The organism is Mesorhizobium sp. M0815 (assembly GCF_040319995.1).
Classification (GTDB): domain Bacteria; phylum Pseudomonadota; class Alphaproteobacteria; order Rhizobiales; family Rhizobiaceae; genus Mesorhizobium.
In genome coordinates, this window is record NZ_JAMYOU010000001.1 from 407802 (window position 1) to 422307 (window position 14506).

Here is a 14506-nt window from a genome sequence, read left to right on the forward strand (position 1 = left end):
TATACAGGGTTGTCGGGGGACACGCGGCGAATGGGCCTTGTCGGAAATCAGCACTTCTTCAAGCAGGCGTGGCTGACGGCTTTCGTCGCCGCCCTGCTCTGTCTCGTGGTGACCTCGACTCATGCCGCGGAGCCAGCAAGCCTCAAGGGCGTGGCGCTGATCGTCGGCCAGTCGAAATACCGGCACATAACGGCTCTTCCCAACCCCGCCAACGACGCCCGCGACATCGCCAAGTTGCTGACCGATCTCGGCTTCGACGCGCGCAGCGTCACCGACCGCGACGCGGCAAAGCTGAAGCGTGATCTCGAGCGTTTCGCCGAGGATGCCGAGGACGCCGACGTCGCCTTGATCTACTATTCCGGCCACGGCATCGAGGCCGGCGGCGAAAACTATCTGGTGCCGGTCGACGCCGACGTTTCTTCATTGAAGGACGCCGATCAGGCCCTGGTGCCGATCTCCGCCGTCATGGACGAATTGAAGACGACCGTGCCGGTAACGATCATGCTGCTCGATGCCTGCCGCACCAACCCGTTTCCGGCGGACGCGGTGCTGCGCCGGACGCCCACGGCCTCGGCCTCGCCGATCGGCGCCGGCGGACTGGAGCCGGTGCGCGGCGCCAAGGCACTGGCGGACGCGACCGCGACGGAAAATCTGGGAACGGTGATCGGCTTTGCCGCCGAGCCGGGGCGGCCGGCACTCGACGGTATCGTCGGCGAAAACAGCCCCTACGCAGCGGCACTTCTGCGCCATCTCGCGGCGATGAAGGGCACGGAGTTCGGCTCGGTCATGCGCATGGTGACCGAGGAGGTCTATCTCGACACCAAGGCAAAGCAGCGGCCATGGGTCAATGAAAGCCTGCGCCGGCTGCTCTATTTCGGCGTAGCACCGCAGGAACCGACCGGCGACGACGGGCTGATCACCGGCGAGCGGCGGCAATTGCTGCTGACGATTGCCGAGTTGCCGGACCCCAAGCGGGCACAGGTGGAACTGGCCTCGCTGCAGGACGGCGTGCCGCTCGACGCGCTTTATGGCGTGCTGAAGGCGCTCGGCACCGAAAAGATGCCGGAAGACCCCACCGACCTGCAAAAGCTGCTCGACGCCCAGGCCGAGCGCCTGAAGAAGATGATTTCCGAGCGCGACGCGCTGCGCACCGACGACCCCGAGATAAGCCGCCTCGTCGCCTCGGCCGACAAGGCCATAGGCCAGGGCGCCATCGTCACCGCGCGCAACTTCCTCGACCAAGCGGTGGGCCGGGTCGAGCAGGCCAGCGGCGCCGTCGACCAGGCGGAGGAATTGGTCAGGCAAAAACGTCTTGCCGACGCGGCGATTTATACCAGGCGCGCCGACGCTTCGGCGCTGGTCTTCGACTATCTGTCGGCCGCCAACGATTACGGCAAGGCCTTCTCGCTGGTCGAGAAACGGGACGACAGACTGCGCTGGAACTACAAGAACCAGGAGGCGGAAGCGCTGAATGCCCATGGCAATGCCACCGGCGACAGGCAAGCGCTGCAGCGCGCCATCGACGCCTACCGCGTCATCCTGAATTTCATCCCCAATGGCGAGCAGAACCGCGACTGGGCGATCACCCGCAACAACATGGCGGTGGTGCTGCAGACGATCGGCGAGCGCGAGCGCGAAACCGACCGGCTGGAAGAGGCAGCGAAGATCTTTCGCGATTCGCTTGTCGTGTTCGAGCGCGAGAAGGACGACCTCAACTGGGCCGCCGCCCAGAACAACCTGGCCAATGTGCTGCTTAAGATCGGCGAGCGCGAGAGCGACCCGAAACGCCTGAACGAGGCGGTGGTGGCGATGCGCGCCACGCTGGAGAAGCGTCCGCGGGACAAAGTCCCGCTGGACTGGGCCGCCTCGCAAAACAATCTCGGCCTTGCGCTTTATGCGCTTTCGGAACGGGAACCGAATGGCGAGCGCCTGACCGAGGCCGAGACTGCCTACCGGCTGGCGCTTGAAGAGTACACGCGCGAAAAAGCACCCGTTCAGTGGGCGATGCTTCAGAACAATCTGGGCAACACGCTGGTGTCTCTCGGCACGCAACGCAACGACAAGGCGAAAATCGACGAAGCGGCCGATGCCTTTCGCGCTGCGCTCAAGATCCGCACCCGCGCCACCTTTCCGGTCTCCTGGGCGACCAGCCGCCTTAATCTCGGCAACGCGCTGAGCAGTGCTGCTCGTTTCGATCTCGGCACCGGCCTGCTCGAAGAGGCGGCTGCCGCCTACGGCGATGCGCTGACCATCTTCACCCGCCAGCGCTTTCCGATGGATTGGGCTTCCGCTGAGAACAATCTCGGCTCGATCTACCAGACGCTCGGCCAGCGCACCCGCGATGCTGCCAGGCTTGAGCAATCGGCCGCCGCATACCGGGCGGCACGGCGCGTCTATACCAAGAAGGGCTTTCCGCTCGACTGGGCGATGACCCACTATAATCTCGGCAACACGCTGCAACTGCTCGGCGGCGTGACCGACAAGCCGGTGCACTACGAAGACGCGATCGAGGCCTATCGCGATGCACTGCGCGAATACAAGCGCGAGACGACGCCGCGGCAATGGGCGCTGGCGCAGGCCGGCCTCGGCTCGGCGCTGCAATGGCTGAGCATGAGCGAGGCCGATCCCGGCAAACTGGCCGCTTCTATCGCCGCGCGCCGGGCGGCGCTACAGGTGCTGACCTTCGAGACCTCCCCCGTCGATTGGGCAAACGCGCAGAACGGCATCGGCATGAGCCTGATCAATCTCGGCAATCTCGAACGGACCGGCAGATATCTGGACGACGCCGAAGCCGCCTTCGAGGCGACGCTCAAGGTCTTCACCCGCGAAGGCCAGCCGATGCAATGGGCCTTCGAGCAGAACAATCTCGGCGACGTCCACTGGAACCGCGGCAGCTATGGCGGCGGCAATGCCGAATACCAAAAGGCGATCGAATTCTTCGAGAACGCCAAGCAAGGCTTTACCGAAGCCGGCTACACACTCCCCATCCCGCTGACCGACCGCAAGATCGATCTGGTGAAGAAGCAGATAGCGAAGAAATAGGCGTCTCGGCCGCAGGTTGCACTCGGCTTGTCTTTCAGCCGGCTTTGCCGTCCCTATATGCCGGTCACCGGGGACCTGCCTGCCGGTCACCCGAAAGGATGTCTGATGCTTCGATTTGTGCTGGCGCTGCTGTTGCTTGCCGTTTCCGCCACAGCCCATGCGACGGAAGCCGGCTGGGCGCTGCTCCGCGACGGCGGGCATGTGGTCCTGCTTCGCCATGCCATGGTCACCGGCACCACCGATGCGGCCAATTTCGACCTCGGCAAATGCGCGACCCAGGTCAATCTCTCTGAGCGCGGCAAGCAACAGGCGCGCAAGATCGGCGCGCTGTTTGGCGCCCGCGCCGCACCGGTCGAGCGCGTGCTGTCCAGCCGCTATTGCCGCTGCCTCGAGACCGCCCGCATCGCTTTCGAAAGCGAGCCGGAGCCGTTCGCACCGCTTGACCTGCTGAAGACCGACGAAAAGGAAAAGGCCGACCAAATTGCCGCGATCCTTGCCGAGATCCGCGGCTATTCCGGCTCCGACAATCTGGTCATGGTCACGCATCTCGAAAACATCCAGGAATTGACCGGGATCTCGCCGCGTGAAGGCGAGGCGGTGGTCGTCGAGCCGCAGGGCGACGGCCTGCGAGTACTCGGCCGCGTCACTTTCTGACTGCGCCGGAGCCGGTTGAAGCGTTCGCTAGTAGTGAAATCTAGCGTTTGGTACCTTAAGCGGAATACCGGTTCCGACCCGCGATGAGGTCTTGATCGAGTCCAAGGTCGACATTGACCCTTAGTCAGGACCAACGAGCGCTTTCAACGAAAGCGAATGCGATGGTACGTCTCATTAGGCCTTCCGAGCCGTGACAACGGGCGAGGTTTTCGTCCTCTACTTTGCCGGCCGGAGCCTCAGCGGCCGAAAAAAGGCCCGGATGTCCTCGACCAGGAGTTCGGGTTGCTCAATCGCCGCGAAATGTCCTCCTTTCGGCATGTCGGTCCAGCGCTCGACACGGAAGACTCGTTCGACCCAGGAGCGAGGTGGCATAGGGAGCTCTCGAGGGAAGACTGCAACGCCGAGGGGCGGTGTTATTCGCTCCCTTGGCCCGAAGATCAGGGGGCAGAGCCGGTTCTCTTTGTAAATCCGGAGCGAGGCCTCGATCGTGTTACCGAACCAGTAGAGCGAGATGTCGGTAAGCAGCGTGTCTAGAGGGATGGCGCGTTCGAGTTCGCCTTCGCAGTCGCTCCAACTGCGGAACTTCTCGGCAATCCATGCGGCTAGCCCGATTGGGGAATCTGTCAGTGCAAAGGCTAGCGTCTGGGGCTTGGTCCCCTGCAGAAAAGCGTAGGCCCCCTCCGTCGCGACGAAATTCGCCGCACTGTCGAGGAATGCCTTCTCCTCCGGCGTGACAGGTGGGTCGCCGCGACCGAGGGTCGGGCGGAAACTGCCCGGAATGTAATTCAGGTGCAATCCGATAAGGTCCTCCGGGTAAAGCTGAGCGAGCCAGGTCGAGACGCCGGCGCCGATGTCGCCACCTTGTGCGGCGAAGCGATCATATCCCAGTTCGCGCATCAGCCCCCGCCACAGCTTCGCGACATGCTTTGAGCTAACGCCGGCTTGACGCGGCGGGGACGAGAAGCCGAAACCCGGAAGCGACGGTGCGACGACATCGAAGGCGTCATCGGCATCCCCGCCGTATTTGGCAGGTTCCGTGAGCAGCGGAATGACATGCTCGAACTCGGCGAAGGAGCCGGGCCAGCCATGAGTGAGGATCAACGGCAAGGGCGATGACCCCTTTCCTTTCTGGTGAACGAAATGGATGTCGCACCCGTCTATCGTGACCCTAAACTGAGGCAACAGGTTCAGACGTTTTTCGTGATCGCGCCACCTGAAATCGTATTCCCAGTAACGTGAAAGCTTTCTGAGGAAATCAACGTCAGTACCGTCCTCCCATCCGTATGCGAAGATCGACGACGGCCATCTTGTCGCTTGGATACGACGCTGGAGGTACTCGATCTGTTCATCCGGGATGTGGATGTGGAAGGAATGCATGACCACGGGTGTTGCTCCGATCAGCGGCGAAGAATTGTCCCATCAAGGCACAGAACGAAGGAAAACTCACTGAGCGACCGCTTTGTCCGCTACTTGCTCGTTCCCATCTACGAGACGAAGGTAACATTCCACCGTTGGTGGCAATTCGTTCAAGTTACCCGGCGTCAGATTTTCACCGCTACCAGCCAAGCGTCGACATGGAGCTTCCATCCCTCGATCATGTCCGCGAACGCGTCCTCCGTCAGTTCGGACAGATACGATGCTCCTGCCGGGCTCAGGCAGTGAACGCATAGGTAATCGACGCCTCCGTGCCTCCGTTAGTGGTCGGTCGGCAGGCCACCTCGACAATCCGACACGCGAATCCGGCGTAACGCGAACATAGCGGATGCGGTGCGCCAGCCGCCCACCCATGCTCATGTCGCCATGCTTAGCCAAGGCCTTGAGCACCTTCACCAATCGTTTTTCCAGGCGCACCCGGTCTGCACGCGTTCTATGGTCATAGATCTTCGTGGTACATTGGTACACGCAATGACCAGAGATGGGACGGTTTCGGCATATCGCCGGGAGGAGTTGCCAGCGACCCCTATTGCTCTGCCAGAACAGCAATCCCAGTTGCCGCCGGCGCATCAGGCCTTTTCCTGCCCGGAAAAACCGATTAGACAGCCCAAAACACATGCGGACAGATTCCGCCCGCAATCGAAGGAAAAGCCCTTGTCCACCACGTTCGACAAAGTCGCCAAGATTATCGCCGACACCAGCGAGATCGACATCGAGACGATCACGCCCGAAAGCCACACCATCGACGATCTCGGCATCGACAGCCTCGACTTCCTCGACATCGTCTTTGCCATCGACAAGGAATTCGGCATCAAGGTGCCGCTGGAAAAGTGGACGCAGGAGGTCAATGACGGCAAGGCGTCGACCGACGACTATTTCGTCATGAAGAACCTGTGCGCCAAGATCGACGCGCTCGTCGCCGCCAAGAACGCCACGTAAGCACAGCGCTTGACGCGCCTTCACCCGAACAGCCGCCCATGAACCCCCACGACGTCGTCATATCAGGCATCGGCCTAGTCTCGTCGCTGGGCGAGGGTCCGGATGCGCATTGGCAAAAGCTCGTCCAGCCGCGCCTTGAGCCGGTTCTGGAGGCCTCGCGCTTCTCGCCCTATACAGTCCACCCGCTGCCGGAGGTCGACTGGAACCTGCAGATCTCCAAGCGTGGCGACCAGCGGCAGATGGAGACCTGGCAGAGGCTCGGCACCTATGCGGCCGGCCTTGCGCTCGATGATGCCGGCATCAAGGGCAATGACGAACTCTGCGCGACCATGGACATGGTGGTGGCCGCCGGCGGCGGCGAGCGCGACGAAGCGGTCGACGCGGCCATTCTCGCGGCATCGGAAAGCCGCAATGACCGCGACGTGCTGCTCAACGAGAAGCTGACCACGGAATTGCGCCCGACGCTGTTTCTGGCACAGCTTTCCAACCTGCTCGCCGGCAACATCTCGATTGTCCACAAGGTGACGGGGTCGTCGCGCACCTTCATGGGCGAGGAAGGTGCGGGCGTCGCCGCCGTCGAGACCGCGGCCGCGCGCATCCGTTCCGGTCAGTCGACGCATATACTGGTCGGCGGCGCTTTCCAGACCGAACATTCCGACATGCTGCTCGGCTATGAACTGGCCGGCTACCTGCATCGCGGTCCGTGGCGGCCGGTCTGGCAGAGGCAAGGTGCCGAGGGCGGCGGCGTGGTGACCGGATCCGGCGGCGCGTTTCTCGTCCTGGAGCAGCGCGAGCACGCGACAAGCCGTGGCCGGAAGATCTATGCGGAACTTGGCCCGGTCCTGTCCGGTCGCGCCAGGCGCCGGCGGGGCGAACTCGATGGAGAGATCGCCATGCTGCTGAAGCAAGCCGCATTGCCGGACGGCGAGTTGCTGGCGATCTCCGGCGCTTCGGGCGCCCATGCCGCGACCGCCGCCGAGAAATCGGCGCTCGAGGCCAATCCGGCGATCGCCGCACGCGGCTTTTCGACGCTCACCGGCCACATGAAGGAAGCGCAGTTCCCCTTCGCCGTCGCGCTGGCGGCCCTGGCTGTCGACCGCGAGGCCGCCTACCCTGTCTTCGACGCCACAGTCGAAAAACCGTTTGCCGGCGTCCCGAAGACCGTCCTTGCAACGGCGATCGGCTATCACCAATTCGAGGGCATGGCGCTGATCAAAGCCGCCTAGAGCATCGGACCGAAAACGTGACGCGGTTTTCGGGCGATCCGATGCTCCAAGAGAAACAGGTTTTTGGACAACAAATGGCCAATCTGAACGACCACATGGGCAGGCCGATCGTCGCCGTCACCGGCATCGGCGTGGTGACCTCGCTCGGTGTCGGCAAGGCCGATAATTGGGCGGCGCTGACATCCGGCAAGTCCGGCATCCATCCGATCACCCGCTTCCCGGTCGATCATCTCAACACCCGCATCTCCGGCATGGTCGATTTCCTGCCGTCGAGTTCCAAGGGCGCCAGTCTCCTCACCTATGAGCTTGCCGAAACCGCGGCCCAGGAAGCGATGTCTGAGGCAGGCCTCGATGCCGGCGATTTCGGCGGACCGCTTTTCCTCGCTTCGCCGCCGGTCGAACTCGACTGGAGCGAGCGCTTTTCGCTCTACAATTCCGACACGCACGATACCGGTGCAGAGAGGCTCCTGCGGGTGGCGCGCGGCCTGAGGGAACTCGACATTTTCGAGACCACCCAGTTCGGTTCGATCGCCGACCGGCTTGCCGATCGTTTCGGCACGCGCGGCCTGCCGATCACGCTGTCGACCGCCTGCGCCTCGGGCGCCACGGCGATCCAGCTCGGCGTCGAGGCGATCCGCCGCGGCGAATGCGACCGGGCGCTGTCGATCGGCGCCGACGGATCGGCAACCGCGGAGGCGCTGATCCGCTTCTCGCTTCTGTCGGCGCTCTCCACCCATAACGACATCCCCGAAAAGGCATCCAAGCCGTTCTCCAAGGATCGCGACGGCTTCGTGCTGGCCGAAGGCTCGGGCGCCCTTGTGCTGGAATCGCTGGAGGCAGCACTTGCCCGCGGCGCCACCATTCTCGGCATATTGCGCGGCTGCGGCGAAAAGGCCGACGACTTCCATCGCACCCGCTCCAAGCCGGACGGTTCGCCGGCGATCGCGGCGGTGCGCGCCGCCCTTGCCGATGCCGGCCTGAGCGAGGACGGGATCGATTATGTCAACGCCCATGGCACCTCGACGCCCGAAAACGACAAGATGGAGCATTTGTCGCTGTCGACGGTGTTCGGCGAGCGTATCTCGTCAATGCCGGTCTCGTCGAACAAGTCGATGATCGGCCATACCCTATCGGCAGCCGGTGCCGTCGAGGCTGCATTTTCGCTGATGACGATGCGCGAAAGCGTCATTCCGCCGACCATCAACTACGACAATCCCGACCCGGCGATCGTGCTCGACGTGGTGCCGAACACCAAGCGCAACGCCGAGGTCGGCACGGTCCTGTCGAACTCCTTCGGCTTCGGCGGCCAGAACACCTGCCTTGTCATGGCGCGGGAACCGGTCTAAGCGACCGTTCCGCTCTAGCACTGTTGTCGTGCGCATGGTCCTTTCCGAAACGGTTCTCGGGTCATGCGCAACCTGGGATCTGGCATGCGCGCATTGCAACTTATCGAGGATCGCCGGCTTGAAACGGTGGACCTGCCACCACCGCCGCCGCCTTCGCTCGGCGAGGTGACGCTGTGCATCAAGGCCGTGGCGCTGAACCACATCGACGTCTGGGGCTGGCGCGGCATGGCTTTTGCCAAGCGCAAGCTGCCGCTGGTCGTCGGCGCCGAGGCTTCCGGCGAGGTCGAGGCGGTCGGCCCCGGCGTTTCCAGCCTTGTGCCCGGGCAATTGGTGTCGATCTACGGTGCCCGCACCTGCGGTCTTTGCCGCGCCTGCCGCGAAGGCCGCGACAATCTCTGCGAGCATGTTTCGGGCGTGCACGGCTTCCATCTCGACGGCTTTGCGCAGGAAAAGATCAACCTGCCGGCGCGCCTTCTGGTCCCCGCGCCGCCCGGCGTGAGCGAGATCGGCGCGGCGGTGGCGCCGGTTACCTTCGGCACGGTCGAGCATATGCTGTTCGACAATGCCCGGCTGCAGCCCGGCGAGACGATACTGGTCCATGCCGGCGGCTCCGGCATCGGCTCAGCCGCCATTCAGCTGGCCAAGAAGATGGGCTGCACGGTCATCACCACCGTCGGCTCGAACGAAAAGATCGACAAGGCCAAGGCGCTCGGCGCCGACCACGTCATCAATTACCGCGACGACCGCTTCGAAGGCGTCGTGCGCAAGCTGACGAAGAAGAGGGGCGTTGACGTGGTGTTCGAGCATGTCGGCGCCGACACCTTTGCCGCTTCGATGCTGTGCCTGAAACGCGGCGGACGGCTCGTCACCTGCGGCTCGACCTCCGGCGTGTCGACGCAGATCAATTTGATGCAATTGTTCCAGCAGCAGCTGAAGCTGCTCGGCTCGTTCGGCTGCCGCATGGAAAACATGGCCGACGCCATGCAGAAGATGGCGGCAGGTCTGGTGGCGCCGGTGATCGACACCGAGGTCGGTTTCGACGGCATCGATGCCGCGCTGAAGCGCATGGAGGGCCGCGACGTGTTCGGCAAGATCATCCTGCGCGTCGGCTGAGAATGATCGGCAACGCTTTCAGGAAGATCCGCAGGGACCTGGGATTCCGCTATGGCAGGCGGCTTCGCCAGTTCAACTACTGGCTGGTCGCGCGGGTTGCGATGATCATCATCTCCGCGCTGCGGCTGCTGCCGCCCGACCGGGCGCTCAATTTCGCCGACCGCGCCGCCCGCCGCATCGGCCCTTGGGTGCAGCGCCATCAAGTTGCTGTCGACAATCTGCGCAAGGCCTATCCGGAAAAAAGCGATGCCGAGATCGAGGCGATCGCTTCCGATATGTGGGGCAACATGGCTCGCCTCGCCGCCGAATATATCTTCCTCGATGCCCTATTCGACTATGATCCCGCTGCGACAAAGCCGGGCCGCGTCGAGGTCAAGGGCGAGCAGCATTTCGTGCGCATCGCCGGCGAGGACAAGCCGCATATCGTCTTTACCGGGCATCTCGGCAATTTCGAGCTGCTGCCTGTCGCGGCCGCCACTTTCGGCATGAACATCACGGCACTGTTTCGCCCGCCCAACAATCCTTACCTAGCCGATTACATCCTCTCGACCCGCCGCTCGAGCATGGGATCGCTGCTGCCGTCTTCGACCGGCGCCTCGTTCGCGCTTGCGGCCGTCCTCGAGAAAGGCGGCAATATCGGCGTGCTGGTCGACCAGAAATTCACGGGCGGGCTCGAAACGACGTTCTTCGGCCGCCCCTGCGAGAGCAACCGGGTTCTCGGCACCCTGGCGCGGCACTATGACTGCGATGTCTATCCGGCGCGCTGCGTGCGCCTGCCGAACAATCGTTTCCGGCTCGAGATCGAGGACAAGCTCACCTTGCCGCGCACCGCAGGCGGCAATGTCGACGTCCCCGCCACCACTCAGCTTCTCAACGATGTGGTCGAGCGCTGGGTGCGCGAAGACCCTGGCCAGTGGATGTGGTTCCACAAGCGCTGGGAGATCAGCAAGCGCAGAAAGCGGCGGCCGTTGAAATTGCGCGACAAAGCCGCCTGAGCGGAAATCATAGCAAACATTTTCCGCTACTGACGTATTTTGTTCTTGCTTTGTGCCGGCAGCTATGCTACTAACTTCGGTATGGTGCTACTTGGCGCCGACGAACCTGCCGCTCCGGCGGGTTTTTTATTTTCGGGCCCAGTGACAGGCCTAATTCGTCACCAGGATCCGCGTGTTGCCGAAGCCGGCTTTGCGCACCATCGAATAGAAGGCCGCGGCGTTGCTGGGGTGGAGGCGCACACAGCCATGCGATGCCGGGCGCCCCAATTGCCGGACGGCACCGGTGCCGTGGATGGCATAGCCGCCGCGGAAGAACACCGAATAGGGCATCGGCGACATATCGTATTTGCGCGAATACCACATCCTGGCCGTCCGCTGCGGACGATAGCTGCCGCGCGGCGTGATGTAGCCTTTGCGGGCGGTGGAAACGCTCCACCGGTAATACGAAAGCCCGTATCTTACCGTCATCGTCTGTGAGGAAATATCAATGTTCGCGACCAGGCTGGCCGCCCGGCCCTCGAACGACGAACCGAACAGCATCGCTACCAATGCTGCTGCCATGAGAACAGTGTTTTTCATGCGATCAAACCCCTTTGATGCCCCTTGCCTGCCTGCCCTCACGCTGTTCTCCAGCATTTTGATGGCAAGCCAGCGAGCTAACACCTACTCCCTGACGATTTCACCAATCCAAAGCAGCGAATTTGAACGATTTCCCGCAATAGTTGCCGTAACGACACGCAATCGCCTCGCAATTCGCCATCGGGCTTGCAAAACCGCCTCATCCGCTGCTCAATTCGCCGAATGAACGAACCGAACGAACGGCTCCTCAAGGCGATCGATGACCGAGCCGATGATCTGGTTGCGCTGGCCGCGGATCTGATCCGCTTTCCGACCATCAACCCGCCCGGCGAAGCCTATCAGCCGTGTGCCGAATTTATCGGCGCGCGGCTGAAGAAGCGCGGTTTTGAGATCGAATTCATCCGTGCCGAAGGCACGCCCGGCGACACTGACCGTTATCCGCGCGTCAACGTCGTCGCCCGCTTCGATGGCCGCGCGCCGGGTGCTTGCGTGCACTTCAATTCGCATATCGACGTGGTCGAGCCCGGCGACGGCTGGAGCCTCGATCCGTTCGCCGGCATCGTCAGGGATGGCAAGGTCTATGGCCGCGGTGCCTGCGACATGAAAGGTGGGCTTGCCGCCTCGATCATCGCCGCTGAAGCCTTCATGGAGGTCTTTCCCGATTTTCCCGGCGCCATCGAGATTTCGGGGACGGTCGACGAGGAGTCCGGCGGCTTTGGCGGCGTCGCCCATCTGGCCAAGCTCGGCTATTTCTCCAGGCCGAAGGTCGACCACGTCATCATTCCCGAGCCGCTCAACAAGGACCGCATCTGCCTCGGCCATCGCGGCGTCTGGTGGGCGGAGATCGAGACCAAAGGCGAGATCGCGCACGGCTCGATGCCGTTCCTCGGCGACAATGCGGTACGCCATATGGGCGCCGTGCTGCGGGCCTTCGAGGACGAATTGTTTCCGGTGCTCGACCGCAAAATGACGCGCATGCCGGTCGTGCCCGAAGGCGCAAAACGCTCGACCATGAACATCAACTCGATCCATGGCGGCCAGACGGAGGATTTCCGGCCCGGCCTGCCCTCGCCCAACGTGCCTGATTCCTGCCGGCTGACCATCGACCGCCGTTTCCTGCTCGAAGAGGATCTCGGCACGGTCAAAAGCGAAGTGATCGATATCCTCGAGCGGCTGAAGCGCGAGCGCAAGAAATTCGATTACGAAATCCGCGATCTGATGGAAGTGCTGCCGCTGATGACCGAGCGCGACGCACCGGTGGTGAAGGCGGTCGCGCAAGGCATCATGGAGATATTCGACCGCGAGCCGGATTACGTGATCTCGCCCGGCACCTACGACCAGAAACACGTCGCCCGCATCGGCCACATCTATGACTGCATCGCTTATGGGCCGGGCATTCTCGACCTTGCCCACCGACCCGACGAATGGGTCGGCATTGCCGATATGCTGGACTCGGCAAAGGTGATGGCCATCGGCCTCGGCGTTCTGCTGAGGGGGGCCGGCCCGCAATGATCCGGCCATGGGCGGAAAAACATTCCTCCCGGCGGCGGCGGACGGTACGAAACGCAATTTACTCGGCGGCGAATTCACGCTTCTATCCGCCGGGTTTCAGCACGTGTTTTAGCATATGGGGAGTTGCACGATGAAATTGTGGAAAACCATTCTGGCCGCAGCGGCGCTGGCGTTGGCCGCCGGAACCTCGGCGATGGCCGCGCGAACTGACCTGGTCATCGGCATTCCGCTCGAACCCCCGCATCTCGATCCGACCGCGGGTGCCGCGGCTGCGATCGACGAGGTGCTCTACGCCAATGTCTTCGAGGGCCTGACCCGCATCGGACCGAACGGCGAAGTGCTGCCCGATCTCGCCGAAGGCTGGAGCATTTCCGACGACGGCAAGGTCTACACTTTCAAGCTGCATACAGGCGTGAAATTCCATGACGGCAGCGACTTCAACGCCGACGACGTGAAATTCTCGCTCGATCGTGCCCGCGCCGACAATTCCGTCAACGCGCAAAAGGGCCTGTTCGCCGCCATCGGCAAGGTCGAGGTCGTCGATCCCGCGACGGTGACGGTCACGCTGAAGAACCCGCAAGGCTCGTTCCTTTACAATATGGGCTGGGGCGACGCGGTGATCGTCGCGCCTGAGACAGCCGACACCAACAAGGAAAAACCGATCGGCACCGGCCCGTTCAAGTTCCAGAACTGGGCCAAGGGCTCATCGATCACGCTGGTCAAGTCGGACAATTACTGGGGCGCCCCGGTGTTCCTCGACAAGGCCGAGTTCCGCATCGTTCCGGACGCCGCCGCCGCCGTTCCGGCGCTGCTTTCCGGCGACATCCAGGCCTTTCCGTTCTTCGATCCTGACAGTGTCGCCCAGGTCAAGGACGACCCGCGCTTCAAGGTGGTGATCGGCTCGACCGAGGGCGAAACCATCCTGTCGATCAACAACAAGAAGCCGCCCTTCGACAAGCTGCAGGTCAGGCAGGCGATTTCCTTTGCGCTCGATCGCAAGGCGATCATCGACGGCGCCTCGGCCGGCCTCGGCGTGCCGATCGGCTCGCACATGTCGCCCGCCAGCAAGGCCTATGTCGACCTCACCGGCCTCTATCCGCACAATGTGGACAAGGCCAAGGAGTTGCTGAAGGAAGCCGGCCTGGAGAATGGCTTCAAGGCGACGCTGAAGCTGCCGCCGCCCTCCTATGCGCGGCTTGGTGGCGAGATCATCGCCTCCGAGCTTCGCGAAATCGGCATCGACCTCGAGATCATCCCTGTCGAATGGGCGCAGTGGCTTGATCAGGTCTTCACCAAGAAGGATTACGACCTGACCATCGTTTCCCACACCGAGCCCAACGACATCGATATCTATTCGCGCAAGGACTATTACTTCAACTACGACAATCCGGCCTTCGACAAGATCATCGACGAGCTGAACCTTACCTCCGACGAGGCCAAGCGCATGACGCTGCTCGGCGAGGCGCAGAAGGTTCTGGCCGATGACGCCGTGGTCGGCTTCCTCTACGAATTGCCGAAGGTCGGCGTCTGGGACGCCAAACTGCAGGGCCTATGGGAAAACGCCCCCATCCAGGCCAACGACCTGACCAAGGTGAAGTGGACGGATTGAGCCGCTGACAGAAGGGCGAAAGTTGCACTCCGTCACACCCCCCTCTGTCCTGCCGGA

11 protein-coding genes are annotated in these 14506 nt (G+C 62.7%); 9 read left to right on the plus strand and 2 right to left on the minus strand.

Annotated elements, in window-relative coordinates:
- Positions 1 to 30: 30 nt before the first annotated feature.
- Positions 31 to 3042, plus strand: coding sequence for a caspase family protein (locus tag NKI01_RS01965; protein ID WP_352961657.1), 3012 nt, complete (start codon positions 31 to 33; stop codon positions 3040 to 3042).
- 105 nt (positions 3043 to 3147) lie between these two features.
- Positions 3148 to 3696, plus strand: a complete 549-nt coding sequence (locus tag NKI01_RS01970) for a histidine phosphatase family protein (RefSeq protein ID WP_352495969.1) — start codon at positions 3148 to 3150, stop codon at positions 3694 to 3696.
- 216 nt (positions 3697 to 3912) lie between these two features.
- Here NKI01_RS01970 and NKI01_RS01975 read toward each other — a convergent pair whose 3' ends face one another.
- Positions 3913 to 5073, minus strand: coding sequence for an alpha/beta fold hydrolase (locus NKI01_RS01975; protein WP_036245003.1), 1161 nt, complete (start codon positions 5071 to 5073; stop codon positions 3913 to 3915).
- Positions 5074 to 5784: 711 nt separating this feature from the next.
- On the opposite strand from NKI01_RS01975, the gene NKI01_RS01980 reads away from it, so the two are divergent.
- The 5 genes from NKI01_RS01980 to NKI01_RS02000 all read left to right on the plus strand — a co-directional run bounded on the left by NKI01_RS01980 (position 5785) and on the right by NKI01_RS02000 (position 10749).
- A complete protein-coding gene (locus tag NKI01_RS01980) occupies positions 5785 to 6069 on the plus strand; it encodes an acyl carrier protein (RefSeq protein ID WP_023719977.1) in 285 nt (94 codons plus the stop codon).
- 38 nt (positions 6070 to 6107) lie between these two features.
- Positions 6108 to 7295, plus strand: a complete 1188-nt coding sequence (locus tag NKI01_RS01985) for a beta-ketoacyl-ACP synthase (RefSeq protein ID WP_352495968.1) — start codon at positions 6108 to 6110, stop codon at positions 7293 to 7295.
- A 74-nt stretch (positions 7296 to 7369) separates the two neighbouring features.
- The gene (locus tag NKI01_RS01990) at positions 7370 to 8641 is read left to right on the plus strand and encodes a beta-ketoacyl-ACP synthase (protein WP_023719975.1); all 1272 of its coding nucleotides are present in this window, start codon (positions 7370 to 7372) and stop codon (positions 8639 to 8641) included.
- An 84-nt stretch (positions 8642 to 8725) separates the two neighbouring features.
- Entirely contained in the window at positions 8726 to 9754 is a 1029-nt protein-coding gene (locus NKI01_RS01995; protein WP_352961660.1) for a zinc-binding dehydrogenase, read from the plus strand.
- A 2-nt stretch (positions 9755 to 9756) separates the two neighbouring features.
- A complete protein-coding gene (locus NKI01_RS02000) occupies positions 9757 to 10749 on the plus strand; it encodes a lipid A biosynthesis lauroyl acyltransferase (protein ID WP_352640463.1) in 993 nt (330 codons plus the stop codon).
- A 150-nt stretch (positions 10750 to 10899) separates the two neighbouring features.
- Here the strand turns inward: NKI01_RS02000 and NKI01_RS02005 are convergent, their stop codons facing one another.
- Entirely contained in the window at positions 10900 to 11328 is a 429-nt protein-coding gene (locus tag NKI01_RS02005) for a L,D-transpeptidase (RefSeq protein WP_023719972.1), read from the minus strand.
- 222 nt (positions 11329 to 11550) lie between these two features.
- On the opposite strand from NKI01_RS02005, the gene NKI01_RS02010 reads away from it, so the two are divergent.
- Both NKI01_RS02010 and NKI01_RS02015 read left to right on the plus strand, forming a co-directional pair.
- Positions 11551 to 12840: an acetylornithine deacetylase/succinyl-diaminopimelate desuccinylase family protein gene (locus NKI01_RS02010; protein WP_352640464.1), complete on the plus strand. Its 1290-nt coding sequence runs from the start codon at positions 11551 to 11553 to the stop codon at positions 12838 to 12840.
- A gap of 130 nt (positions 12841 to 12970) precedes the next feature.
- Positions 12971 to 14449: an ABC transporter substrate-binding protein gene (locus NKI01_RS02015; protein WP_023719970.1), complete on the plus strand. Its 1479-nt coding sequence runs from the start codon at positions 12971 to 12973 to the stop codon at positions 14447 to 14449.
- Positions 14450 to 14506 lie beyond the last annotated feature (57 nt).

Bases quoted from the DNA above. Each gene is read 5' to 3' on its own strand.
- NKI01_RS02015 (WP_023719970.1), top strand. From the start codon at position 12,971: ATGAAATTGTGGAAAACCATTCTGGCCGCAGCGGCGCTGGCGTTGGCC.
- NKI01_RS01970 (WP_352495969.1), top strand. From the start codon at position 3,148: ATGCTTCGATTTGTGCTGGCGCTGCTGTTGCTTGCCGTTTCCGCCACA.
- NKI01_RS02010 (WP_352640464.1), top strand. From the start codon at position 11,551: ATGAACGAACCGAACGAACGGCTCCTCAAGGCGATCGATGACCGAGCC.
- NKI01_RS01965 (WP_352961657.1), top strand. From the start codon at position 31: ATGGGCCTTGTCGGAAATCAGCACTTCTTCAAGCAGGCGTGGCTGACG.
- NKI01_RS01985 (WP_352495968.1), top strand. From the start codon at position 6,108: ATGAACCCCCACGACGTCGTCATATCAGGCATCGGCCTAGTCTCGTCG.
- NKI01_RS02000 (WP_352640463.1), top strand. From the start codon at position 9,757: ATGATCGGCAACGCTTTCAGGAAGATCCGCAGGGACCTGGGATTCCGC.
- NKI01_RS01975 (WP_036245003.1), bottom strand. From the start codon at position 5,073: ATGCATTCCTTCCACATCCACATCCCGGATGAACAGATCGAGTACCTC.
- NKI01_RS01990 (WP_023719975.1), top strand. From the start codon at position 7,370: ATGGCCAATCTGAACGACCACATGGGCAGGCCGATCGTCGCCGTCACC.
- NKI01_RS02005 (WP_023719972.1), bottom strand. From the start codon at position 11,328: ATGAAAAACACTGTTCTCATGGCAGCAGCATTGGTAGCGATGCTGTTC.
- NKI01_RS01995 (WP_352961660.1), top strand. From the start codon at position 8,726: ATGCGCGCATTGCAACTTATCGAGGATCGCCGGCTTGAAACGGTGGAC.